This window comes from Myxococcus qinghaiensis (genome assembly GCF_024198215.1).
In the GTDB taxonomy this organism is placed as follows: domain Bacteria; phylum Myxococcota; class Myxococcia; order Myxococcales; family Myxococcaceae; genus Myxococcus; species Myxococcus qinghaiensis.
Window position 1 is genome coordinate 230,464 of sequence record NZ_JAKCFA010000013.1, and the last position, 23,372, is coordinate 253,835.

17 protein-coding genes are annotated in these 23,372 nt (G+C 70.1%); 5 read left to right on the forward strand and 12 right to left on the reverse strand.

Going from position 1 to position 23,372, the window contains the following annotated elements:
* Position 1 precedes the first annotated feature (1 nt).
* The 9 genes from LZ199_RS25045 to LZ199_RS25090 form a co-directional block, all read right to left on the reverse strand.
* A complete protein-coding gene (locus tag LZ199_RS25045; RefSeq protein WP_253996267.1) occupies positions 2-1,450 on the reverse strand; it encodes an EGF domain-containing protein in 1,449 nt (482 codons plus the stop codon).
* Positions 1,451-1,839: 389 nt separating this feature from the next.
* Positions 1,840-3,135, reverse strand: a complete 1,296-nt coding sequence (locus LZ199_RS46995) for a DUF4215 domain-containing protein (protein WP_407667245.1) — start codon at positions 3,133-3,135, stop codon at positions 1,840-1,842.
* Between the two features lie 483 nt (positions 3,136-3,618).
* Positions 3,619-3,924, reverse strand: a complete 306-nt coding sequence (locus LZ199_RS46750) for a hypothetical protein (protein WP_323389814.1) — start codon at positions 3,922-3,924, stop codon at positions 3,619-3,621.
* Between the two features lie 141 nt (positions 3,925-4,065).
* Complete coding sequence (locus LZ199_RS25065; protein ID WP_253996268.1) at positions 4,066-4,602, reverse strand: MXAN_0125 family MYXO-CTERM protein; 537 nt, start codon at positions 4,600-4,602, stop codon at positions 4,066-4,068.
* A gap of 108 nt (positions 4,603-4,710) precedes the next feature.
* The gene (gene upp, locus LZ199_RS25070; protein ID WP_253996269.1) at positions 4,711-5,346 is read right to left on the reverse strand and encodes a uracil phosphoribosyltransferase; all 636 of its coding nucleotides are present in this window, start codon (positions 5,344-5,346) and stop codon (positions 4,711-4,713) included.
* 28 nt (positions 5,347-5,374) lie between these two features.
* Positions 5,375-6,586 carry a URC4/urg3 family protein gene (locus LZ199_RS25075; protein ID WP_253996336.1) on the reverse strand — a complete coding sequence of 404 codons (1,212 nt, stop codon included), beginning with the start codon at positions 6,584-6,586 and terminating at the stop codon, positions 5,375-5,377.
* Complete coding sequence (locus LZ199_RS25080; RefSeq protein ID WP_253996270.1) at positions 6,579-7,826, reverse strand: GTP cyclohydrolase II; 1,248 nt, start codon at positions 7,824-7,826, stop codon at positions 6,579-6,581. The genes LZ199_RS25075 and LZ199_RS25080 overlap by 8 nt, the downstream gene beginning before the upstream one ends.
* A gap of 63 nt (positions 7,827-7,889) precedes the next feature.
* Entirely contained in the window at positions 7,890-9,374 is a 1,485-nt protein-coding gene (mmsA, locus tag LZ199_RS25085) for a CoA-acylating methylmalonate-semialdehyde dehydrogenase (protein WP_253996271.1), read from the reverse strand.
* A 250-nt stretch (positions 9,375-9,624) separates the two neighbouring features.
* The gene (locus tag LZ199_RS25090; protein WP_253996272.1) at positions 9,625-10,035 is read right to left on the reverse strand and encodes a hypothetical protein; all 411 of its coding nucleotides are present in this window, start codon (positions 10,033-10,035) and stop codon (positions 9,625-9,627) included.
* A gap of 186 nt (positions 10,036-10,221) precedes the next feature.
* Between LZ199_RS25090 and LZ199_RS25095 the strand changes: the two genes are divergently transcribed.
* The 5 genes from LZ199_RS25095 (at position 10,222) to LZ199_RS25115 (ending at position 19,901) form a co-directional block, all read left to right on the forward strand.
* Complete coding sequence (locus LZ199_RS25095) at positions 10,222-11,871, forward strand: type VI secretion system contractile sheath domain-containing protein (RefSeq protein WP_253996273.1); 1,650 nt, start codon at positions 10,222-10,224, stop codon at positions 11,869-11,871.
* A gap of 264 nt (positions 11,872-12,135) precedes the next feature.
* Positions 12,136-14,529 carry a tandem-95 repeat protein gene (locus tag LZ199_RS25100; protein ID WP_253996274.1) on the forward strand — a complete coding sequence of 798 codons (2,394 nt, stop codon included), beginning with the start codon at positions 12,136-12,138 and terminating at the stop codon, positions 14,527-14,529.
* A gap of 200 nt (positions 14,530-14,729) precedes the next feature.
* Entirely contained in the window at positions 14,730-17,525 is a 2,796-nt protein-coding gene (locus LZ199_RS25105; RefSeq protein WP_253996275.1) for a protein kinase domain-containing protein, read from the forward strand.
* Positions 17,526-17,604: 79 nt separating this feature from the next.
* The gene (locus tag LZ199_RS25110; protein ID WP_253996337.1) at positions 17,605-18,915 is read left to right on the forward strand and encodes a sigma 54-interacting transcriptional regulator; all 1,311 of its coding nucleotides are present in this window, start codon (positions 17,605-17,607) and stop codon (positions 18,913-18,915) included.
* A 62-nt stretch (positions 18,916-18,977) separates the two neighbouring features.
* A complete protein-coding gene (locus tag LZ199_RS25115; RefSeq protein WP_253996276.1) occupies positions 18,978-19,901 on the forward strand; it encodes a hypothetical protein in 924 nt (307 codons plus the stop codon).
* Positions 19,902-19,925: 24 nt separating this feature from the next.
* Here the strand turns inward: LZ199_RS25115 and LZ199_RS25120 are convergent, their stop codons facing one another.
* From LZ199_RS25120 to LZ199_RS25130, 3 genes are all read right to left on the reverse strand, one after another.
* The gene (locus LZ199_RS25120; protein WP_253996277.1) at positions 19,926-21,158 is read right to left on the reverse strand and encodes a hypothetical protein; all 1,233 of its coding nucleotides are present in this window, start codon (positions 21,156-21,158) and stop codon (positions 19,926-19,928) included.
* Positions 21,159-21,196: 38 nt separating this feature from the next.
* Positions 21,197-22,399 (reverse strand): glycoside hydrolase 64/thaumatin family protein, encoded by a 1,203-nt coding sequence (locus tag LZ199_RS25125; RefSeq protein ID WP_253996278.1) that lies wholly within the window; start codon positions 22,397-22,399, stop codon positions 21,197-21,199.
* Positions 22,400-22,748: 349 nt separating this feature from the next.
* On the reverse strand, positions 22,749-23,285 hold the full coding sequence (locus LZ199_RS25130) for a GNAT family N-acetyltransferase (protein ID WP_253996279.1): 537 nt from the start codon (positions 23,283-23,285) through the stop codon (positions 22,749-22,751).
* Positions 23,286-23,372: the final 87 nt, after the last annotated feature.

Here is a 23,372-nt window from a genome sequence, read left to right on the forward strand (position 1 = left end):
CTCACAGCGGGCAGTTCGTCCCGCCGCCGCTGCTGAGACCCGTCGGATACGTGATGGACCCGATGTACGACGGGTGGCACGGGTAGCACGCGGCCCCCACGTCGGGAGTGGTGACAGCCCCCGTGAAGACCTGGTCCGCCTGCCCCGCGCGCTTCACCGTCACCGAGTAGGGCACGGGGTTCTCCGACGACGCCGTCGGAGAGAAGCCCGCGGCCTTGAGGCAGATGTCATACGTGCCGTTCGGCGGCGTGTAACCCGGGTTCCAGACGACGTTCTCCGGCCCCCGCCGATTCGTCACGTCCTGCTCCAGCTCGCCCCCATCCGTGCTCGGCCCCGGCCCGCTGTTGTCGTAGTAGATGATTTTACCCGTGGGCGTCCGGACCACCAGGTCCGCATCCCCATCACGGCCCCACGTCGCGGTCACCTGCAGCGCGATGCCTCCGCCGCCGCCCGTGCACACCCCCGCCGTGCAGGTCTTCCCCGCCGCGCAGACGTTGCCGCAACCGCCGCAGTTGTGCTCGTCGGACGACGTGTCCACGCACTGCGAGCCGCACTGGACTCGCGGCGGCGCGCAGGTCGCCGGCTGGCAGGTGTAGCTCCCCGGCGTATTCACACACGTCTCGCCCGGCGGGCAGTGGGCCGTCCCATTGGCGCACTCGTCGATGTCCGTACACGTCCAGCCGTCCCCCATGTAGCCCGGCTTGCACGTGCAGGTGTAGCTGCCCGGCGTGTTCGTGCAGTAGGCGTTCGGCGAGCACTGCGCCGTGCCGTTGGTGCACTCGTTCACGTCCTGGCAGACGCTGGGCTGGCCCTGACAGGTGTACCCCGGCTCCACCGCGCACTGGGCGCTACAGCCGTCGCCCGCCATGCGGTTGCCGTCATCACAGCCCTCGCCCGTACCCACCATGCCGTCGCCACAGACCGCCGTGCCCACCATGCTCGTCGCCTCCACCGCGTCAATCTGGAGGAGCACGAGCACCCCGGCGCGCAGCCTCACGTAGCGGTAGGGCGTGGCGTTGCTGAAGGCCACAATCGTCGAGTGTGACCCCAACCCCAAATCCAACAACTGCGCCTGTCCCGTGGAGATGATGCTCCGGTCCGCGCGCAGGAACTCCACCTGCGCCACCACTGCCACGTTCAGCCCCTGGTAATAGATGCGCAGCGGCCCGGTCCCCTCTTCCCCCACGCCCATGTCCAGCGTGAGCGAGGCCCCCAGCAGACCCAGGAAGGTGGCCACGGTCCCGTTCGGAGCACCCACCGCGTTCTGGGGGTTGTTCACACCGAGCAGACCGTCCTGGAGCGCTGCATTGGCATACGGGTCGCCCGCGAACGCGGACACCTCGTTCGAAGTCTCAGCATCGAAGAACACTTCTTCATCAGGGCTGGCGCCACATGCACCGAACGCACCGACAACGACGAACGCCAGGGCCGCGCTCAACCAGCGCGTCATAGACACACCGCGACTGACTTTCATGTTCCGCTCCATTCCATTCAGCTGACGAGACGCAGCGCTCCGGCGAAACCATCCACCTGGAGCACCCGCCTTGCGTATGAAACGCATGAAAGGTTTTTCCCTGAGTTCCGCCCTCAACTTGCCTGCTTTACCCGTGTTCCAGCCGACACGCCCGTCGAGAAAGGTCGGCATTGGGCGAGCCAGTAAACACCCATCCCGCCAAAAGCATGACACGCTTTCCATGGGTGTCCTTGGCCCCTCGGGGTCTGGACAAGCCATGCGTCGGCCTCCACCCGGCACTCCGAGACAGGGTTCCCAGTGGACCCACCACCGGCCCGCATGGGGCAACATCCCCTCGCGGACCGGTGTCTGTCATTTCTCGTGTCTCAAGGATAGGAAATGGACCCGACGTATGCGGGCTCGGTGGGCAGGCACAGCTGGACGGACCTGCTCTGGGTGACGACGCCGGCGAAGTCGAGGTCCGGCTGGCCGGGGCGCCTCACTCGGACGTTGTAGTTCACGGGAGCCGCGGGGCTCGGAGACGGGTTGAAGGCGCCCACCCGGAGGCAGATGTTGTAGGTGCCTCTGGGAGGCGACCGGTCCGACGCCCAGAAGATGTTCTCCGGCCCGTCACCCGTCCTGTCATCCACGTCGAACTGGCCGAAGTCGGTGTCCTCGTTGGGGCCCTTGTTGTTGTAGAAGATGCGCTTGCTCGTGGGCGTAATCACGAAGAGGTCCGCGTCACCCTCGCGGCTCCAGGTCGCGGTGAACTGGAGGTGGCCCGCGCCCAGGCACACGCCGGAGGAGCAGGTCTTCCCCGCGCCGCAGACATTGCCGCAGGCGCCGCAGTGGCTGTTGTCGGTGTTCGGGTCGACACAGGCCTCGCCGCAGACGATGCGCGGCGGCATGCAGGCGGCATCCTCGCACTCGAAGCCTCCCTGCGTGTTGACACAGACCTCTCCCGGCGCGCACGTGTCCGTGCCCAGGGCACACTCGTCGAGGTCCACGCAGACGCTCGGCGCTCCCGCGCAGGTGTAGCCGGGCTCCACCTGGCAGACGCTGTCGCAGCCGTCTCCAGAGAGCGGGTTGTCGTCGTCACAGGCCTCGTCCCCGCCCAACACGCCGTCACCGCAGAAGGGCCGGAGGGACGTCTCCACCGCATCCACCAGGTAGAGCGCGCTCGGCACGCCTCGCAGGCGCACGTAGCGGTAGGGCTCGTTGCCCGAGTACCTCACCACCGCCACATGGGTCCCCGGGCCTGGCTCCACCATGCGCAACGGGCTGGAGCTGATGGGGGTCCTCCCATCCGCCTTCACGAAGTCCACCTGGGCCGCCCGCGCCACGTTCAGACTCTGGTAATGGACGCGCAGGTCGCCGGTGCCCTCCTCGCCCTGCCCCAGGTCCAGCACCAGCGCCGAATTGAGCAGGCCCAGCACCGTCGCCACCTGCCCGTCCGGTGCTCCCAGCGCTCTGCTCGGGTGGAGCACCGCGGCCGTGGTGCCCGACGCCACCGCGTCCGCATACGAATCCCACGCCAACGCGGACACCTCGCTCGAAGGCTCGGCCTCCAGGAGCGCTTCATCCTTGGGACCGACGCCGCACGCACCGAACGCACCGACAACGACGAACACCAGGGCCGCGCGCAATCCGCGCGACACCGAGACATCACGACGGGCTTTCATGGTTCGCTCCCTTCGCTCGACGGACCGGACGTGGCCCTGGGGTGAAGACCTCTCCCAGGGCCCTCCGTCGAGACATGGAACGCATGAAGAATTCATTCCGGCGAGCAGGGCCCCCTTCTCCACGGACCCGCCCGTGTCCCAGCCGACAGCGCATGCGTCATGTGTCGCGGAGGCGCGCGCCAGTCGACATCCGCGCGAGTGCCACCGTCAGGCTCGATACATGCGAGCCTTTTCGAGCGGACGTCCGCCAGTCCCGGGGGGCAGGGGCTGCCCCGTCCATCGACCACAGGCCCGCGCGGGGCGACCTCCCCTCGCGGGCCGGTGCCTGCCATTACGCGTGTCTCAAGGATGGGTCACGGAGCCGACGTAGGCAGGGTCGCCGGGAATGCAGCTCTGGATGTCCGGGCGCGCAGTGGACGTTCCGGAGAAATTGACATCCGGCTGGCCCAGAAGATGTTCTCCGGCCCGTCCCCCCGACGTGTGTCATCCACGTCCAGTTGGCCGAAAGTGGTTGCTGTCCGTGCGCGGGTCGACGCAGGTTTCGCCGCAGACGAGACGCGGCGGCTCGCAAACAGGCTCTTCGCACTCGAAGCCTCCGGGCGTGTTGACGCAAACCTCTCCCCACGTACACGTGTCCGTGCAGACGCTCGGCTGTCCCGCGCAGGTGTAGCCAGTCTCCACCTGACAGACGCTGCTGCAGCCGTCCCCCAAGAGCGGGTTGCCGTCGTCACAGACCTCGGCTCCGCCCCGCACGCCGTCACCGCGGAAGGGATGGATGGATGTCTCCATCGCGTCCACCAGGTAGACGGCGAGCAGCGGGCCTGTGCGAGGGCACCATGGACAAACATCCGCCCCCCATGCCTGTCATTGCCCGCACTGGCGCCCGGCCCGCATCCACGCTCCGATGCGGGCTCCCTCCGACAAAGACAGTCAGCGGGCGCGACGACGCCAGCCGCCCAGGAGCGCCAGCACCCCCGCGAGCGCAATCCCTCCCGGCGAGGAGGAGCAGCCCTCCGAGGACTCCTTCTCCGTCACGCACGACACGCTCGCGGAGACGACGAGGTCGCGCTCCTGGCCATCGACGGAGACGGTGAAGGTCTCCTCCTCGTAGCGCTCTTCCACGCCCCACATCATGGACACGGACTGTCCGCGTCCACCCGCGAAGTGAAAGGAGGCCTCCTCGTTCGGCTGGAGCACCTGGTCACACAGCCCGTCCGCGCAATCGACGAGTGGCCAGTCCACCAACGTCACGGGCGTGTCGCAGGCATTGCGGACCGTGCTCGCGCCACAGCTCGAATAGGCGGCGATGATGAGACATGGCATCTCGGACACCACGCTCTGACGGTCGGTGACGCAGTCACACGGGTCGCTCTCCGCGTGGGCCGCCAGCGCCCCACCCAACCCCATCAGCAGCAGCCACCCCAGCCATGCGGTCCCGTTCAGGGGCCAGAAAGTCTTCGCTCGCATCCCGCGTACCTCCGTCACGACGTGCTGGCCCCCGCGAGGCACGCATCCTGGCGTGCGACGCGGTGGAAGACCAAACCATCATTGACGGAGGCAACTACCCGGGCGCGGCTACTTGGTGCCGAAGAGCCGGTCTCCCGCGTCACCCAGGCCCGGGAGGATGTAGCCGTGCTCGTCGAGGCGCTCGTCCACCGCGGCGGTGTACACGTGCACGTCCGGGTGGTGCTCCCTCAGGTTGCGCAGGCCCTCCGGACACGCCAGGAGACAGACGAAGCGCAGCGAGCCGGGCTTGCTCTTCTTCAGCCGCTGGAGCGCCGCCACCGCGGAGTTGCCCGTGGCGAGCATCGGGTCACACACCACCACGTCGCGGTCCGCGAGCTGCCCCGGCACCCGGTAGTAGTACTCCACCGGCGTCAGCGTCTCCGGGTCCCGGTACAGGCCGATGTGGCCCACGCGCGCGGAGGGCACCAGTTGGAGCATGCCGTCGAGGATGCCCTGGCCGGCGCGCATGATGGCCACCAGCACCAGCTTCTTGCCCTCCAGCACCGGCGCCTTCATGGGCGCCATGGGCGTTTGAATCTCCTCGTCGCGGACCTTCAAGTCGCGCAGCGCTTCGTACGCCAGCAGCAGGGAGATTTCCTGGAGCAGCGCCCGGAAGGAGGCGGTGCTCGTCTCCGCGCGGCGCATCAACGTCAGCTTGTGCTTCACCAGCGGATGGTCCACCACGGTGCAGTTGGGGAACTCCATTGCGTCCTCCCTCTTTGGTCAGCGGTTGTCAGAACACCGTTCCATCGCTCTCCACGCGAATCGGTGGCACGCCTCCGGGACGTCGCTCGGCGGCGACCTTGCGGCCCGCCGTCCACGTCCCGCCTTGCAGCACCTTCGCCAGCGGCAGCTCCTCCGCGGTCATCCCCAGCCGGCCTCGCACCAGCGCTCCCACGCGGTCCAGCAGCGCCACCGTCAGCGCGCGCCACTCGACGATGGGCTCCTCGCTCGGGTGCAGTGCCTCCTGGGTGAGCCGCGCGTCCCTGGGCACCAGCACGCCCAGGTCCACGAAGAGGCCGCCGTTGCGGTACTCGGGCAGGCCGGTGAGGCCGTCCAGCTCCACCACCCGCACACCCGCCTCCGCCAAGGGCTCCACCAGCGAGTACGTCAGCCACTGCGACAGCTTGTGGAAGGGCACCAGCGCGTCCACGCTCTCCACCGGGCCCAGCGCGGAGTGCGGCCACACGTCGCCCAGGTTCACCGCGTCCACCATCACGCGGCCGGGCCAGATGGGGCCCAGCGTCTCCAGCACCACGCCGAGCAGCTCCGAGCCCCTCACGCTCCGCCCCTGCGCGGCGACGATGTCGTGCAGCGTGCCGGGCCGAGGCAGCACGCGCGACAGGCCGTGCATCAGGTGCAGCCGTCCGTCCAACCCATCCAGCGGATTCTCATCGGAGACCTGGAGACCTTGCGCCAGCGCCTCGCGCGACAGGCGCCCCAGCGCCTCGGAGTCCGCGCGCAGCGGCCGGTCCGGGTCCGAGGAGAAGACGCCGTCCATGAACATGCGGAAGCTGGCCACCGCCAGCCCCTCCGAGCGCGCCCACGTCGCGCCGCCCTGCTCGCGGTAGCTCCACTTGGGGCCGCTGCCCGCGTCCAGGAGCACGCTCACCACCGCCAGGTCCAGCTTCGCCCGCGCGCGCTCCTGCGGCGTGGCGTCCTTCAGCCGCGCCTCCAGCTCCGCCACGCGCTGGACGCCGCCCGCGTCGAAGTGGCGCCAGCGGCTGTGCACGGGGATGTCCAGCGTGGGGTACGCCTCGCGCGTCACGCTCAGCACGGTGTCGACGACCACCGGCAGCCGCGAGGGCTCCACCCGGAAGTGCGCCAGCTTGCCGGCCAGTCCCAAATCCAGGAGCTGGTGGCAGCGCTCGCGGATGGCGGCCGGCGTGCGCAGCCACGCCACCGCCGGAGACACATCCGCCCTGGCCAGCGGCTGCTCAGACATCGAGGCCACGCCCCTTCACCTGGGTCAGCGCCGTCGCGTCCGCCACGGGCCCCTTCGTGAAGTAGCCCGCCGCCTTCTTCGCCTCCATCTCCACCTTCGCGTCGGCGGGGACCAGCTCCTCCGGAATCGGCACGCGCTCCAGGATTTCGATGCCCGAGCGCACAATCGCGTCGTGCTTCATGTCGCTCATCGACACGAAGCGGTGGATGCGGGTGATGCCCAGCCAGTGCAGCACGTCCGGCATCAGCTCCTGGAAGCGCATGTCCTGCACGCCGGCCACGCACTCGGTGCGCTGGAAGTAGGTGGCCGCGGAGTCGCCGCCCTCCTGCCGCTTGCGCGCGTTGTAGACCAGGAACTTCGTCACCTCGCCCAGCGCGCGGCCCTCCTTGCGCAGATAGACGATGACGCCCGCGCCGCCCGCCTGCGCCGTGCGGACACACTCCTCGATTCCGTGGGCCAGGTAGGGACGACAGGTGCAGATGTCGCTGCCGAACACGTCGGAGCCGTTGCACTCGTCGTGCACGCGCACCGCCAGCGGGATGTCCTTGTTGGACACCGAGTTGATGTCTCCGAAGGCGTACAGCGTGAGCCCGCCGATGGGCGGCAGGAACACGTGCAGGTCCGGGCGCGTAATCAGCTCCGGGAACATGCCGCCGGTCTGCTCGAAGAGGCCCCGGCGCAGCGCGTTCTCCGTCATGCCGAAGCGCTTGGCGATGCCCGGCAGGTGCCACACCGGGTCCACCGCGGCCTTCACCACCTTGATGTCGCCGTTGGCGGTGAGCAAATCCCCGTCCGGCTTGAGGCGGCCGGCCATCACCGCGTCGCGCAGCTCCGGCAGGTTGATGTGCGCGCGGGTGACGGCGATGGTGGGACGGAAGTCGATGCCCTGCTCCGCCTGCGCGCTGAACGCCTGCGGCGCGATGGCGCCCCACGGGTCCAGCGACACAATCCGGTCCGGGTTGCTCCAGGACGGGTGCGGGCCAATCTGCGCGGCCGGCGAGGTGTTCTTCAAGTCGGCGCGGTGGTCCTGCGGCAGCATGCCGGCGGCCACGGCGAGCGCGCGATAGACGGCGTAGGAGCCGGCGTGCGTGCCGATGACGTTGCGGTGCGCGGGCTCGGTGAGCGTGGCCACCACGGGGCCTCGGCGCGTCGGGTCCGCCTCTCCCCAACGGATGGAGACGGCGTCCCCATCTGGATGCGAGGTGAGGCGGATGTGATTGACGGGCTTCTTGTCTGCCATGGGAGCGCCCTCCTTGCGGGCGCGTTTTTGGAGCTCGGGCGAAGCGGACTTGAGGGCGCGCGCTCAGCTCATCCAGGAGCCGTCGGTGCGCGCCGACCACTTGCGGGTGACCTTCTTGAGCTGCGTCCAGAAGTCGAGGCCGGACGGCCCGGTGATATCTCCGTGGCCGAAGCGAGACTCGCCGGTGCCGCCAAAAGAAAAGGGCTCACGCGGGACGGGGACGCCCACGTTGACGCCCACCATGCCCGCGCGCACGCCCTCCACCACCGTCTGCGCCACCGCGCCGCTGGTGGTGAAGATGGACGCCGCGTTGCCGTAGGACGAAGCGTTCTCCACCGCGAGCGCCGCGGACAGCGTGGGCACCCGGATGATGGACAGCACCGGGCCGAACAGCTCGCGCCGCGCGGCCTCCATGTCCGGCTTCACGTGGTCCAGGATGGACGGACCCAGCCAGTGGCCGCCCGCCCACGCCTCGCCCTTGGGACGGCGACCGCGCCCGTCGAGCACCAGCCTGGCGCCCTCCGACGTGGCCTTGTCGATGGCCGTCTCCAGCCTGTCCACCGCGCCCCGGTCGATGAGGGCGCCCATGCCCGGGCCCACTTCGATGTTGCCCGCGCGGCGGACGATATCCGCCAGCAGCGACTCCACGTTGCCCACCGCCAGCACCACGCTGCCGGCCATGCAGCGCTGCCCCGCGCAGCCGGTGAACGAGTCCACCACGGCCTGCGCCGTCAACTCAGGGTCCGCGTCCGGGGCGACGATGAGGTGGTTCTTCGCGCCCCCCAGCGCCAGCACCCGCTTGCCGCGCTTGCTGCCCTCCACATAGAGGTGCCGCGCCACCGCGGACGAGCCGACGAAGGCCAGCGCCTTCACGTCCTCGTGCGCCACCAGCGCGTCCACCGCCTCCTTGCCACCGTGGACGAGGGAGAAGACGCCGGGCGGATAGCCCGCCTCCAGCATCAGCTCGCCGAGCGCGCACGCGGTGAGGGGCACCTTCTCCGACGGCTTGAGGACGAAGACGTTGCCCAGCGTCACCGCGATGGGGAACATCCACATGGGCACCATCGCCGGGAAGTTGAAGGGCGTGATTCCCGCGACGACGCCCAGCGGCTCGCGGCGCAGCTCACACGTGACGCCCCGGCTGACCTCCATGTGCGCGCCGCTGTCCAGGTTCTGCAGGGACAGCGCGAACTCGCACACCTCGATGCCCTTGAGCAGTCCGGCGCGCGCCTCCGCCACCGTCTTGCCCGCCTCGCTCGCGGCCAGGTTGGCCAGTCGCGGCAGGTGCTGCTCCAAGAGATACCGGAAGCGGAAGAGCAGCTGGGTGCGCTCACGCAGCGACGTGGCGGCCCACTGAGGCGCCGCGGCCCGCGCGGCCTCCACCACCTGGGCTACACCCGCGGCGGAGGTGAGTGGAACTCGGCCAATGACGGTGCCGGTGTACGGACTGCGTACGTCCAGCAGTTGCGCGCCGTGCGGCACCAGCCACTCGCCGCCCACCAGGTTTCGACACGGAACGACGCTCTCGGGAAGCTCAACGAACGACAAGCGCACCCCCATAAAATTCGGGTGAGGACGTGCACCTCATCGTATCCGGGAATGCAGACAGATCGGCAACCCACCCCCCAGAAAGCCTGTCAGTCCTGCAGCCGAGTGTCCGGCACCCGAGCACTTCCCTGTCGGAAAGAGGACCCGCTCTCGCGAGGCTTCACCGCGCTTCAATGCATGGCGTCATGAAGGCCGCGATGCGTCATGGATTGCCAGGGGTGCGAGTGGACTCAGGTGGGAGCGCCAGGGCTCAAGCGCGGGCGGCGGGGCCGAGAAAGGCGCGCAGCCGGGTGAGGACGGCGGCGTCCTCGTCGTCGTGGGGGCGGCCCAGGGCGCGGGATTCCGCATACAGCGCGAGCGCGTAGTGGAAGCGCGCGGTGGCGGTCCGCGGGTCGCCCTGGTCCTGGTGCAGCTCTCCGTCCTCGGCCACCAGCCGCGCCAGGATTTTCACCCGCATGGGGTCTCCCAGCATCCGCGAGGTGGAGGCGGCGTCCACCATCAGCAGGGCGTCGTACTCCATGCCCAGCGTGTCCAACGCGGTGGAGCGGATGAGTCCCGCCGCCTCGGCGAAGCGCTTCTCCTGGCGAGCCTTGAGGAGGCGGGCCAGGGCGGCGGCGAACTGCTCGACGAGGCGCTCGATGTAGTCCTTGCGGATGGACATGGCGGGTGGAGGCTGAGGCCTGGGTGGGAGCGATGCAAGAGGTACGGGCATGTTGTGGAAACCCCGCGACAGGGCTCCAAGTCGGGGACTGGGGGGCCTGGCGAAATGCCATGCACCGACATGCCTTCGCGGAGAACACCTCCCTCGGGCTAACGTGCCGCGCCTTACTCACGGATGGGGCGGTGCATGAGTCAGAGCGGAAGCAGTGCCGAGGGTGCTCGTGTGCGGTGGTTGGTGGCGGGAGCGTTCTCCTCCACACCCTCGGGCCGTCGCTTTCATGTGAGCTCCGACACCTTCGCCAGCGAGCTCGCCAAGGCCGCCAGCCACGTGCGCTTCATCGTGCCGGACCGGCTGGGCGCCGAGGACACCCGCGCCCTGGAGCTGTCCTTCGAGCGGCTGCGCGACTTCGGCGTCGCCGACGTGCTCACCCGCATCCCCGCGCTGAGGGACTTGCACGCGCTGAGAGACCAGCTCACCCCCGCCCTGTCGCCCGAGGAGGCGGCGAAGCGAGTGGAGGCCATCACCGGCCCGGGGCGCCTGCCCGAGGCCGTGGCCGCGGTCCTGCGTGACGCGGCGCCTCCGCCGTCGCCCGCACCGGCGCCCCCGCCCGCCGTGCCCGCCGATGACGCGGCCCTGGTGGAGGCGCTGCTCAACCAGGCCGAGCCCCCCTCGCCCGCCACCGCGGCCCGCGCAGTGGATGCGTTCGTGAAGGCGCTCAACCCGCGCGCGCCAGCCTCGGGCTCATCGACGTCCGCGCCCGCCACGGCCGCGCGCAAGTCCGTGAGGGACTTGCTGGACGAGACGGTGCTGCGCTGCGCGAACGACGTGCTCATCGCGGAGCCCGTGGCCCGGCTGGAGTCCGCGTGGCGCGGCCTCAAGTGGCTGGTGGACCAGTGCCCCGCGTCCGCGGGCATGGCGGTGGAGGTGCTCGACGTGAGCCGGGGAGACTTGCTCGGCACGCTCGAGGATGCGCTCTCCGGCGAGCCGTTCGACAGGCCCGACGCCGTCTTCGTGGTGGACACGAACGATGACGTCGCGGTGCTGGCGCGCCTGGCCGCGATGGGCGAGCGCGCGCAGCTCCCCATCATCGCCGCCGTGGCCCCGTCGCTCTTGGGCCTGTCCCCGGACGAGCTGGCCCTGGGCCTGGAGGAGGGCCGGGAGCAGGTGTCGGAGTCGTGGACGGAGCTGCGCCAGGACGAGTCCTCGCGGTGGCTGTGCGCCGTCGTCAACCGTGTCGTCGTGGCCAGCGAGGCCCGGGCGAAGCGCGCGGCCTTCACCAGTCCCGCGCTCGCGGTGGCGGCGATGCTCGCGTCCAGCTTCCGCGACACCAGCGCCTTCGCGCGCATCTTCGGCCAGGCCGGAGGCGTGCGCGCCCCGACGACGTGGGAGATTCCCTCGGGCCGGGAGAAGGGCCTGTCCATCCCCACCGAGGTCTTCCTGCCCATCCGCGCGCAGGCGAAGCTGGAGGAGCACGGCGTGCTGGGCCTGGGCAGCGGGCGCAACGCGGACGCGGTGCTGCTGGCGGGGGCGCCCACGGTGTACGGCGGCGGCTACGCGGTGCCGCTTCCGGCCCAGGTGCTCACCGGCCGCATCGTCCGCTTCGCGACGTGGGTGAGGGACCAGCTGCCGCCCGGCTCGGGCAGCGCGGAGGTGGCCTCCATCTTCTCGCAGGCCGCGGAGGTGTTCCTCTTCCGGGGCGCCACCGAGGACGGCCAGCTCAAGGGCGAGGTCGTCCCTACCGGCAGCGGCCACGGCGTCCACGTCACCGCCACCGTCCGGCCCGAGCACGCCGGCACCCGCTTCCAGCTCGCCTTCACCCTGCCGCTGCGCGCCTGACGAATCCAAGACGTCCCGCACGGAGACAACAAAGCCAGACGTTGCGGGTATGGCGTCTGGCTTCAGGAGCACGCGGAGGCGGGCGGATGCATGTCAGGGGCTCTCGTCTCCCTGGCACCCGAGGGCCTGTGGATGGTGGCCTGACGACGTTGGCCATTCGCGCGTTGCGCGCGCAATAACAAGCCGTAACAAGGGATGTGATTCATTCCATGAGGGGGACGTACCCATTCCGGGTTTCATCCTGCTCCTGGGGGGAGCCATCCAATGAGAAGCTGTAAACGTGCCTCGCTGTCGTGGGGGCTGGGCGCAACGCTGGTGTTGCTGCTGGGCGCTTGCGGGGTGGAGCCCCTCGACGAAGGGGCAGAGCCTGGAAGTGATGAGGCATTGACGCAGGTGAGCCAGGAGCTCGCGCCGCCGTGGGACTTGTATGCGGACGCGGTGGCGCCGGGCACCACGCTGGCGGTGCTCAACCCCAACAGGGCGCTGGGCGCACCGGACGGGCAGCGGGCGACGATACCGGGTCTGCTCTCGACGCTGGTGCTGGACCTGGGGCAGGGCGAGGAGGGCACCGGAGACCTGCGCGTCTATTACCGGGGCCTGTCGGTGCTTCTGGTGGCCCACGTGGACTTCCTGAAGGCGGATAGGACGGTCGTCGCCTCCAGCCCGCTGCACATGGGCCTGGGGACCCATGTCGCGGTGGTGAGCTACCCCGGGAACTACCCCTATCGCTACGTGCGCCTGCGGGGCGCGTTGTTCGGGCCCTACCAGGTGGACGCGGTGGAGACGTCCATCCGGCCCTTCTGTGGTGACGGGGTGATTGCCGGGGCCGAAATCTGTGACGACGACAACCAGCTCTCCGGAGACGGCTGTAGCAGTGTCTGCGAGGTGGAGCCGGGCTACACCTGCACGGGACAGCCGAGCGTCTGCGACAACAACTCACCGCCCACCGTCGACGACGTCCACGCGACCACCTCCGAGGACACCTCGGTGAACATCACCGTCCCCGCGACGGACCCGGATGGCGACGCGCTGACCTTCTCCTACACCACGCCTGGCAATGGCACGCTCACGGGCTCGGGGGCCACGGTGACGTACACCCCGAACGCGAACTTCAACGGAGCGGACAGCTTCCAGGTCACGGTCTCCGACGGAAGCGAGCAGACAACGGCCACCCTCTTCGTCACGGTGACTCCGGTCAATGACGCGCCCGTGGCCGCCTCCGCCTCGGTGACGGTGAACCACAACACGTCGACGCCCATCACGTTGGTGGCCACGGACGTGGACGGGGACGCGCTCACGTACACCGTGACGACTCCTCCCGCCAACGGAACCCTGTCCGGGACGGGCGCCCTGTTGCTCTACACGCCGAACGCGGACTTCCAGGGGGCGGACTCGTTCACCTTCACGGCCAGCGACGGCGCGCTGACCTCCAATACCGCCACGGTCAGCATCACCGTCAGGGGGCCGCCTGTCTGTGGCGACGGCTTCATGGATTCGGGTGAGGTGTGTGACGACGGCAACCGCGTCGCGGGCGACGGCTGCCGAGCGGACTGCCAGGGCGTGGAGGTGTGCGGCGACGGCCTGGTCGACAGCGTGACGGGAGAGCAGTGCGACGATGGCGGTACGACGCCCGGGGATGGCTGCGACGCCACGTGCCAGTTGGATGCCTTCTCGAATGTGCCCCCCACGCTCATCAGCGGAACGCTGAACTGCACCACGGCCAACTCGAACACGGGGCGCAAGGCGGCGGTGGATGCACTGGGGCGCTTCTACGTCGTCATGACGTGTGGTGGCGCGGTCCATGTCAGCGTGAGCGTGGACCGTGGCCTCACCTGGGTGGGGCCCACGCCCCTGGGAATCACCAACGCGGCGGAGGTCGCGATTGAAGGCGGCCCCACGGGAGTCGCCTACGTCGCGGCCACGGCGAGCCCGGGCGTGCTGATTTTCACCCGGACCGTCGACTCGGGAGCCAGCTGGGAAGCGCCGCGAACCCTCAGCACGGCGGCCAACCCGACCCTCAGTCTGGATTCCAGAGGCGACGCCCTCTACATCTCCGTCTCACGAGGCAGCGTCGGGGTGCGCGTCCTCCGGAACTTCGCGCGAGGCGCGAACGACTTCATCGTGACGGACGTGGACCAGAACAATGCCTACTTCGACGTCCTCGTGGACAAGATCAGCGGAGATGTCTTCTCGGTGAGCGACGACCCCTCCTTCCGCATCCGCCGCAGCAGCGACCAGGGGACCACCTTCGGCCCGCTGAGCTCCCCGCCGGGGCAGGCCTTCTTCTCGGACTGGACGGGCTCCAACGGCTTCATCTACACCACGGGCTCCTTCGGGGACGACAACGTGGACGTCATCCCCATGTCCGCGCCGGGGACGAGCACCCAGGTGCCGGGCCTCCCCACGGACGTCGGTCCCGGTCCCTTCCGGTCGATTGACGCGGATGCGCTCGGCAACGGCTACATCGCCTCCCAGCGGGGGACGGGCAACGTCCAGTTGGACCGGATGCTCGTGGGGGCCACCGCGATTCTGGCGACGGATGCCAGGACCGTGGGGCCAGGCGCCTCGCCAGGAGTCGCCGCGCTCCCGTCGAACGGCGGAGCCCTGGTGGCCTACACGAACGGCACCAGCATCTACGCCTCGGTGGTGGTGTACTGAATCCCTGATGCGCGCCTCCCGTTTCGTGAGGGAGGCGCGCATCCCGTTCGCCGTGGGAGGGGCCACGCCCCGGTCGGGCTCCTGACTCCGAGGAGCCTGTCGACTTCTGGTCCTCAGGCAAGCAGGCGCTGACGCACGGTGGCGGAGAACTCGGGCTCTGGCGAGAGCTTGGCTACACTCCGCCCCGAGGTGCGCCAGACATGACGAGGAAAGACACAGGCGGGCGGGACGCGGGCACGGGTCCGGAGGACACCGGCACGCAAGACCTGGGCACCGGCCCCAGGGAGGACCTCTCCGGGACGGGCCCCGACGAGGCGCGCCGCGCCGTGCCGCCCTTCTCCCAGATTGGCCGCTATCTCCTGCTGCGTCGGCTGGGCCAGGGCGGCATGGGCGTGGTGTACGCCGCCTATGACCCGGACCTGGACCGTAAGGTGGCGCTCAAGCTGCTGCATCCGGATGGTCGGCATGACCACTCGGAGGAGGCCCGGGCCCGGCTCTTGCGCGAGGCGCAGGCCATGGCGCGCGTCTCCCACCCCAACGTCATCCCCGTCTTCGACGTGGGCATGTGGGGCGACCAGGTCTTCGTCGCCATGGAGCTGGTGGACGGCGGCACGCTGGCCTCGTGGCTGAAGGCGTCGCCGCGCTCCTGGCGCGAAATCGTCACGCGTTATGTGGAAGCGGGCCGGGGCCTGGAGGCCGCGCACGCGGCGGGTCTGGTGCACCGCGACTTCAAGCCCGCCAACGTGCTGGTGAGCCGCGCCGGCCGCGTCTACGTGACGGACTTCGGCCTCGCGCGCACCGTGGGCGAGTCGCCCCCCGAGGACGCGGAGCCCCTGCCGGAAGAGGCCCTGGTCTCCTCGTCCGGGCGACGCATGCTGGAGACGACGCTCACCGAGCACGGGTTGATGGTGGGCACACCCAACTACATGTCCCCGGAGCAGTTCCGGGGCGCGACGCTGGACGGGCGCACGGACCAGTTCAGCTTCTGCGCCGCGCTCTATGGCGCCCTCTTCGGCGCGCGGCCGTTCGAGCCCGGCAGCCTGCGGGCGTATGCCGCCTCCAGCATCACCGTCAACGCGGACTCCGAGCACACCGAGTCGCTGGGCGCGCAGCGGCCCACCGCGGCACCCAAGGCCGCGACGATGCAGGGGCCCGCCGTGCGCGAGCCGCCGCGCGACACCAAGGTGCCCGGCTGGGTACGAGACGCCGTGCTGCGCGGTCTGGCGTTGGAAGCGAACGCGCGCTACCCGTCCATGGCCGCGCTGCTGGAGGCCCTGTCGCAGGAGCATCGCCGCACGCAGCGCCGCAGGTGGGTGACGGCCGCCAGTGCCTTGACGGCGACGCTCGCGCTGACGGGCGGCGCCGCGTGGCAGCAGTCTCGCGTATGCGTGGACGCCGGCGCGCAGATGGACGCGGAGTGGTCTCCCACCGCGCGCGCGAAGCTGACCGCCGCGTTCCAGGCCACGGGCAGACCCTTCGCCGAGGGCATGGCCCAGAGCGTGTCCACGGCGCTCGGTGACTACGCCGACACGTGGAAGCTCCAGCGCGTGCAGGCCTGTGAGGCCACGCGGGTGCAGGGCGTCAAACCCGAGGAGCAGCTGGACCGGCAGCTCGTGTGTCTGGAGCGCCGCCGCAAGGACTTCCACGCCACGGTGGAGCTGCTGTCGAGCGCGGACGCGGCCCTGGTGGAGAAGTCCCTGGACGCCGCGCTCGCCCTGCCCTCGCTGTCGGAATGCGAGGACACGGAGGCCCTGGCGGAGCGGCAGCGGCTGCCCTCGGACCCTCAGCGTCGCGCGGAAATCGAGACGCTGGAGGAGAAGCTCTCCCACGTCCGCGCGCGGATGGATGCCGGCAAGCACCCGCAGGCGCTGGAGGCGGTGAAGGCGCTCGTCGCGCCGGTGGAGGCCACGGGCTATCTGCCGCTGCGCGCGGAGACGCGCTTCCTGCACGGCTGGCTGCTGGAGCAGGTGGGCGAGTCACCCGAGGCCGCGAAGCTCTTGTCGAGCGCGGTGTTCGACGCGGAGGCCGGCCACGCGGACCGGTTGAAAGTCACGGCCCTCAACAAGCTGCTCTTCGTGGAGGACGGGCTGAAGCACTACGAGCCCGCGGCCCGCTGGGGTGCGCTCGCGGAGGCCACGCTGGAGCGACTGGGCGGAGATTCGGTGCTGCTGGGCGACGTGCGCGTCAACCAGGCCAACCTCGCCATCTCGCAGAACCAGTACCCAGAGGCGAAGGCGCGCCTGGAGGAGGCCAGCGCCCGCTACGAGAAGGCCCTGCCCGCGCAGCACCCCAAGCGCACGCGGACGACGTTCCTGCTCGCGCACGTGGTGGAGACGCTCGGCGACGCCCCCCGCGCGCTGGCGCTGTTGGAGGACGCGCTCCAGAAGACCCGCGCCGCCCTGGGGCCGCGGCACCCGGACGTGGCCCGGCGCCATGGCATGTTGTCCTGGAGGCTGCGCGAGCAGAAGCAGGCCGACAAGGCGCTGCCGCATGCCCAGGCCGCGGCGGACATCGTCCAGGCCATCTACGGCGCGGACAGCCCCAAGTTCGCGGAGATGCTGGACGAGGTGGGCATGTGCCAGCTCGGCATGGGCCGCTTCGAGGACGCGCTGAAGACCTACGAGCGGGCGCTCGCGCTCAAGCGCAAGGCGCTGCCCGCGGACGACGAGAAGCTCCAGCCGTCCTACGACGGCGTGGGGCAGGCGCTGCTGGGCCTGGGCCGCGTGGGCGACTCGTTGGAGCCCTTGCGCCTGGCGGTGACGTTCGCCTCCGCGTCGCCGGATGCGCTGGCGGAGTCCGGCTTCGCGCTGGCGAAGGCGCTCGTCCAGTCGGGTCAGTCGCCAGCGGCACGGGACGAGGCCACTCGCGCCCGGGGTTGGTTCACCGAAGCGGGCATGGACGAGAGCGTGGGGGAGGTGGACACCTTCCTCGCGTCCCTGCCCGCGCCCGCACCCGCGAAGCCCGCCCGTGTGCCTGCTCGCTCTCGCAGGAAATGAGGCACGCGACTGACGGGTGGCGGCCTCCCCGGGCCGTGCTACCGTCCACGCCGTGTCAGTGCCGCCGGATGACGACGAGATGAACCTGGATGCCACGGCCACGTTGACGCGGGGCCGTGCCGGTCAGGTGAAGATGGTGCTCAAGGTCCTCTCGGGCCCTGACTCCGGCAAGGTGCACCCGCTCAAGCAGGGCGTCTACACGATGGGCAAAGCGCCCACGTGCGACATCGTCCTGGATGACAAGGCCGTGTCGCGCCAGCACCTCCGCCTGGAGGTGCATGACGAGCACGTGCTGGCCACGGACCTGGACTCGCACAACGGCTCCTTCTGCGAGCGACTGCGCTTCACGTCCCTGGAGCTGCGCCCCGGCATCGTGATTACGCTGGGCACCACCGAGCTGAAGCTGATGGCGGAGGACACCCGCGAGCGCTCGGTGCTCCTGTCCTCCAAGGACCGCTTCGGCGCGCTGGTGGGCAACAGCCGGAAGATGCGCGAGGCCTTCACCCTGCTGGAGCGCCTGGCCCCCGGCGGCGCGGACGTGCTCATCCAGGGCGAGACGGGCACCGGCAAGGACCTGTGCGCAGAGGCCATCCATCAGCAGAGCCCGCGCAAGAAGGGCCCCTTCGTCATCGTGGACCTGGCGGGCGTGCCCCCCACGCTCATCGAGAGCGAGCTGTTCGGCCACGTGAAGGGCGCCTTCACCAGCGCGCAGGGAGACCGCGCGGGCGCCTTCGAGCGCGCCCAGAACGGCACCGTCTTCCTGGACGAGGTGGGCGAGCTGCCCCTGGAGCTCCAGCCCCGCCTCCTGCGCGTGCTGGAGCGCAGGCAGGTGAAGCGCGTGGGCGGCAACGACTACCAGACGGTGAACATGCGCGTGGTCGCCGCCACGCACGTGAATCTGGAGCAGGCGGTGACGCAGGGGAAGTTCCGCCGGGACTTGTTCCACCGGCTCGCCGTGCTGCGCGTGAGCCTGCCGGCCCTGCGCGAGCGCCCGGAGGACATCCCGGTGCTCATCGACCACATGCTCCAGGCGTCGGGCCGTCCGCCCAGCGCGCTGTCGGACCAGACGCGCGCGCTGCTCGCCCAGTACCCCTGGCCCGGCAACGTGCGCGAGCTGCGCAACGTGGTGGAGCAGGTGATGAGCCTGGGCGAAGAGGCCCTGCCGGACCTGGAGTCCTCCGGAGAAGGGGGCACCAAGGTCGAGCTGGACCTCCCCTTCAAGGAGGCCAAGGAGCGGCTCATCGAGGGCTTCGAGCGCGACTACCTCAAGAACCTCCTGGAGCGCTGCGAGGGCAACATCTCCCGGGCCTCCCGAGAGGCGGACATCGACCGTGTCTACTTGAAGAAACTCCTGCGCAAACACGAGCTGGATGCGGGGCGGGACTCTTAACGCCGGGCCGGTTTCGAGGTAGGATGGGGGTCCACACTCCCCCTTGTGCCCAGGAGCCCCCCGTGAGTGTCAGCCTCCCCCCGAATCTGGTGCGGACCACCGTCGTCGAGCAGTCGCGCTCCGGTGTCCCGCGCGTGCCCGTCGCGGGGCAGGCCGAAGAGCTCCAGGAGCAGACCCCCTCCGCCGCGACGCCGGTGGAGGCGCCCTCGGACACGTTCGCCGCGCAGGAGGCCATCCAGCGCGCGTTGACGAACCTCTTCTCCGCCGCCACCGCTGCCTCGGGCGAGTCCGCTCCCGCCACGGCCAACCCCGTCGGCTGCGTGAGTGACTTGTCCAAGACGCAGGCCGCGCCGGAGATTGGCGGCTGGGACAAGGACGCGTCCGTGGTCGAGCAGACCAAGGACTCCAACTGCGGGTCCGCGGTGGCGATGATGCTGGGCAAGTCGCACGGCACCGAGACGCAAGGCGCCACCACGAAGGAAGCGGCGATGGACGCGCTGGAGTCGCGCTTCACGGACGGCGGCGGGACGACGGCGCACGAGCTGTCCAACATGATTGCGCACGAGGGCGCGCAGGTGACCCAGAGCGCCACCTGGTTCGACCGGGGCATGATGGACGAGGCCCTGAAGCGCGACGGCAAGGCCGCCGTGCTGGTGGACTCCAACAAGGTGGACCCGACGGCGAAGGACGCAGGCAAGGGCCGCGCGCACTGGGTCACCGTCGATGGCAAGGACGACCAGGGCAAGTACAAGGTGAAGGACCCTGGCACCGGCAAGACGGTCTCCCTGGAGGCGGGCGAGCTGGAGGACGCGGTGGGCACCAGCTGGCGCGAGCACCAGAGCGGCGGAATGCTCGTCGTCGAGAAGGCCGAGGGCACCACCGAGGCGCAGCGCGCGGAGCAGGGTGGCCAGAAGGCCGCGGCGCTCGGCAACACCGAGGGTGGCGGCTCCCGCGCCAAGGCGAACTTCGCCCGCGAGTCCTCTTGAGCTGAGGAGGACGCCGCGTCGACTTCAGACGTGGAGCATCGCCATGGCCTGCAGTCGCAGGAGCTGCTTGGCCAGCTCCTGCACGCGCTCCACTTCCGCGTCACCCAGCGGCTTGCGAAGCGCGTTCTTGAGGTCCGTGGCGGCGCGCAGCAGGAACTGCCGCACCTGCGCGTTGTTGAGCATCGGGTTGAGGCGGCGCAGGTGGCCCACCAGCGCGCCGAGCTGCTGCAGCGTCAGGCCGGCGACCATCACCTGCTTCACCGTGCCCTCCTCGGGAGACAGCGCGACGGCGAGCTGCAGCGGGGACAGCAGCAGCGAGCGGGTGAACTCCAGCTCACAGGGAAGCCGGAGACGGGCGCACTCGGCCACGAGCGGGCCGATGTCATGGCCGGAGATGACGGGCTGGATTCGCGCCGTCTCGTAGCGGGCCAGCACCGCCTCGTAGCCCGCGCGGGCCTGCTTGCCTTCAGGTGAACGCTGGAACTCGTCGAAGGCCGCGTGGACCTCCTCACGGAGCGTCATGAGCAGCGGCGCGTCGTCCATGCTGACGGGCAGGCCGAGCGCATTGCACAGGAAGCTCCGGTCATCGGCCTCGACGCTGACGAGCTTCCAGAACTCGTACGTGACGGAGCTCTCGCTGAGGACCACCGGGAGGGTGACGACCCCCTGGCGACCAGGGTTCTCCAAAAACGTGGCCAGCTTCTGTTCGACTTCGGTGAGCCCTCGCACGAGCCGCTCCACCACTGCGGCGCGCAGCTTGGCGCGGCCTTCGAGCGCGGCCCGGGCATCCTCGCTGGCCCCCTCCTCCGCGACGTCTCGCTCCCGCGGGGACTCGGTGGAGACGGTGGGGGCCTGACGCGCGAGCCTCGGGTCCTGGAGCTGCTGTGCCTGGCCGGGATTCGGGAGGGCCTGCGTGTTGAGCGCGGAGGGGGGAGTCTCCCGGGTGGTGCCGGGCGCCAGCCCTTCCGGAGTACCGCGCGCAGCGCCGCCGGCCAGTCCCTCCGTGGAGCCGCGCTGGGTGCCGGACTCCATCCCATCGCGATGGACTCCACCCTGGGCGCTGTCCTTGTCGCCCTCGGTGGGGCGAGCGCCGGCGCGTCCTCCGGTGGCCGGCTTCCCCGTGGCGGGGCCCTTCGCGGTGGGCTTGCTCGAGGACTTGGAGTCAGCGGGCTTCGCCTGCTCGCGAGCGGCTTCCTCCCTGGCCTGTCGGGGGGGGACCCCGGGACGGGGACCATTCTGGGGCCAGCGGACGCTCATGGGGGGACGCGGGGTCGACGCGGGGGCGTCGAGGCGGCTCAGGTGAGGTTCTTCAAGTGGACCACGATGTTGCTGTCACCGCTTCCCAGCGTGCTCGCGTCGTCCTTGGGGATGACGTAGCCCTGGTCCGCGCCGACGTGCTTGCGGAAGAAGTCTACCACCGACGGGTCCTGCACATCCGAGGTGGTGGTCTTCTTGATGCCGTACGCGGAGCCGTCCGGGCCCTTGGCCTTCACGGCGTCGGGGGCGGAAGCAAGCAGGTTGTCGAGCGTGCCGGACTTCCGGCCCCCGCTCTCCGGCGCCATCGTCATGGCGGTGTTGTGCCCCTCGATGTAGCTGACGTCGTAGTACGTCTGGCCGTGCCCGCCGTTGAACTTCACCTCACCGAGGGTGGCGTTCTTGCCGTCGCCGGTGTCGGTGCGGAAGTTGCCGGACCAGCCCTCGGGGAACTTCACGGTGCGGTTCTCACCGGGCTGGAGGGTGATGGAGTCGACGGCCTTCTCGCCCGCGTTGGGGGTGAAGTTCACCGTCATCGGCTTGTTGCCGTCGTTGTTGAGCGTGAGGGTGTTGCCGTCCTTCTTCACGCCGTTGGGCTGCGCGGCCTTCTGGCTCGCGTCGACAGGCGTGGCGGACTGCTCGGTGGGCGTGCCGGCGAGGGCCTTCTGAGAGGCCACGGGCGCGCCCGGCATCGGGGGGAGCATGCTGTCCGGGATGCTCGACTCGGCGCCCAGGTCGGGAACGCCAATCGCCTCTGGGCCCAGGTCCGAGAGTCCGGGGTCGAACGACGAGCCCAGGTCAGGGACTCCGCCGAACTCCGAGCCCTCCGCGCCCAGGTCCGGCACTCCGCCCTCGAACGAGGAGAGCCCCGCCTGCTGAGCACCGTCGAGGCCGCCCAGGCTCGGCGCCCCCTCACCCTGGATGCCGGGGCTGCGCACTCCGCCCACGCGAGGCTGGATACCCGCGTCACCGAACTTGCCCGGGCCGCCGGCCTTGTCGGCTCCGAGCGCCTGCGCCAGCTCGCCCAGGACCTGCACCTGCGAGGCGAGCATCTTCACGAGCTGCTGGAGTCCCTCGGCGCTCTTGAGGCCCCCGGCGGACTCGAAGCCATCCTTCTGGAAGAGGGACTGGGCCGAGGACTCCTTCGCGCGAGGGGGAAGCGCCTGCGACGACAGCTCCGAGCGGGGGGAGACCGAGGGAGCGGAGAAGGAACCAACGGGGCGGGAGAGGGGGGAGAGCGCCATGACGATGTTCCTCGGGGCTGGGTGTCGAAGGGACCGATGGGGTCGGCCGATGCAGGACCCTTGAGCACATGGTGTGCCAGGGTCTCCACGCGGGAGGCCGTGAGCCAAGTCCCTGGAACCACGGAGGAAACATGCGCGGCCCAGCCCGAAATGGGGGCGGGCCTGATGACAGACCTCGGGGGGCTGATGACCGCCGTCATCAGGGCGCGGAGGACTCGACGGGCCGCGGGAGCACGAGGCCCGGAGTCCCCGGAGCCGAGGCGCCGAGGCAGCAAGGAAGTGGAACCACGTCGGGCGCGGAGCAGCGAACGCGCGAGGCACCGAGCTCGGGAGCCCCGCGGCGCGCTCGCTAGTGCGTGGTGTGCTTCAGGCGCAGGACGTACGCCTCCAGGTACACGGAGGGCAGGTCCAGGTCGCCCCCGGGCTCGCGCTCATAGCCACGGGCCATGTACATGCGCGCGACTCCGGTCGCCCCGCGACGGACATGCAGACACACGGCGTCGACGTCCCAGCGCCGAGCCAGCGCCTCCGCGGCGTCGAGCAGGGGCTGCGCCAGCCCGGCGCCATGGAGCTTCACGGCGGTGGCCAGGCCGCGCAGGTCCGCGGCGCGAGGCAGCCAGGCCTCGGAGCCAGGGGCCCCCGGGGGAAAGAGGGCCACGGTGCCCACGACTTCGCCATCCAGCTCCGCCACCAGCAACGAAGCGATTTTGCGGCGAGAAGCCACGTCCCGCAGCTCCCGCTTGCGCTCGTCGGTGTAGACGACGTCGGGGAGCTTCTTCGCGTATTGCGTGGTGAAGGCCTCGACCAGCAGCTCCCCCACCGCCGCGTCATCCTCGGGCCGCACCTCGCGGATGACGGCCTTACCCACCAAGTCACGGATGCTCATGCGGGCAGCCAATAACACGTGAACCCGTGACGCGCTTCTGTCTCGCCTCCGCTCCGGGCCTCCCCTCGAGGAGGGGTGGGACGCACC

Coding starts and splice junctions, on each gene's coding strand:
- LZ199_RS25045 (WP_253996267.1), bottom strand. CDS start 1,450: ATGACGCGCTGGTTGAGCGCGGCCCTGGCGTTCGTCGTTGTCGGTGCG.
- LZ199_RS46995 (WP_407667245.1), bottom strand. CDS start 3,135: ATGAAAGCCCGTCGTGATGTCTCGGTGTCGCGCGGATTGCGCGCGGCC.
- LZ199_RS46750 (WP_323389814.1), bottom strand. CDS start 3,924: ATGGAGACATCCATCCATCCCTTCCGCGGTGACGGCGTGCGGGGCGGA.
- LZ199_RS25065 (WP_253996268.1), bottom strand. CDS start 4,602: ATGCGAGCGAAGACTTTCTGGCCCCTGAACGGGACCGCATGGCTGGGG.
- upp (WP_253996269.1), bottom strand. CDS start 5,346: ATGGAGTTCCCCAACTGCACCGTGGTGGACCATCCGCTGGTGAAGCAC.
- LZ199_RS25075 (WP_253996336.1), bottom strand. CDS start 6,586: ATGTCTGAGCAGCCGCTGGCCAGGGCGGATGTGTCTCCGGCGGTGGCG.
- LZ199_RS25080 (WP_253996270.1), bottom strand. CDS start 7,826: ATGGCAGACAAGAAGCCCGTCAATCACATCCGCCTCACCTCGCATCCA.
- LZ199_RS25090 (WP_253996272.1), bottom strand. CDS start 10,035: ATGTCCATCCGCAAGGACTACATCGAGCGCCTCGTCGAGCAGTTCGCC.
- LZ199_RS25095 (WP_253996273.1), top strand. CDS start 10,222: ATGAGTCAGAGCGGAAGCAGTGCCGAGGGTGCTCGTGTGCGGTGGTTG.
- LZ199_RS25100 (WP_253996274.1), top strand. CDS start 12,136: ATGAGAAGCTGTAAACGTGCCTCGCTGTCGTGGGGGCTGGGCGCAACG.
- LZ199_RS25105 (WP_253996275.1), top strand. CDS start 14,730: ATGACGAGGAAAGACACAGGCGGGCGGGACGCGGGCACGGGTCCGGAG.
- LZ199_RS25110 (WP_253996337.1), top strand. CDS start 17,605: ATGAACCTGGATGCCACGGCCACGTTGACGCGGGGCCGTGCCGGTCAG.
- LZ199_RS25120 (WP_253996277.1), bottom strand. CDS start 21,158: ATGAGCGTCCGCTGGCCCCAGAATGGTCCCCGTCCCGGGGTCCCCCCC.
- LZ199_RS25125 (WP_253996278.1), bottom strand. CDS start 22,399: ATGGCGCTCTCCCCCCTCTCCCGCCCCGTTGGTTCCTTCTCCGCTCCC.
- LZ199_RS25130 (WP_253996279.1), bottom strand. CDS start 23,285: ATGAGCATCCGTGACTTGGTGGGTAAGGCCGTCATCCGCGAGGTGCGG.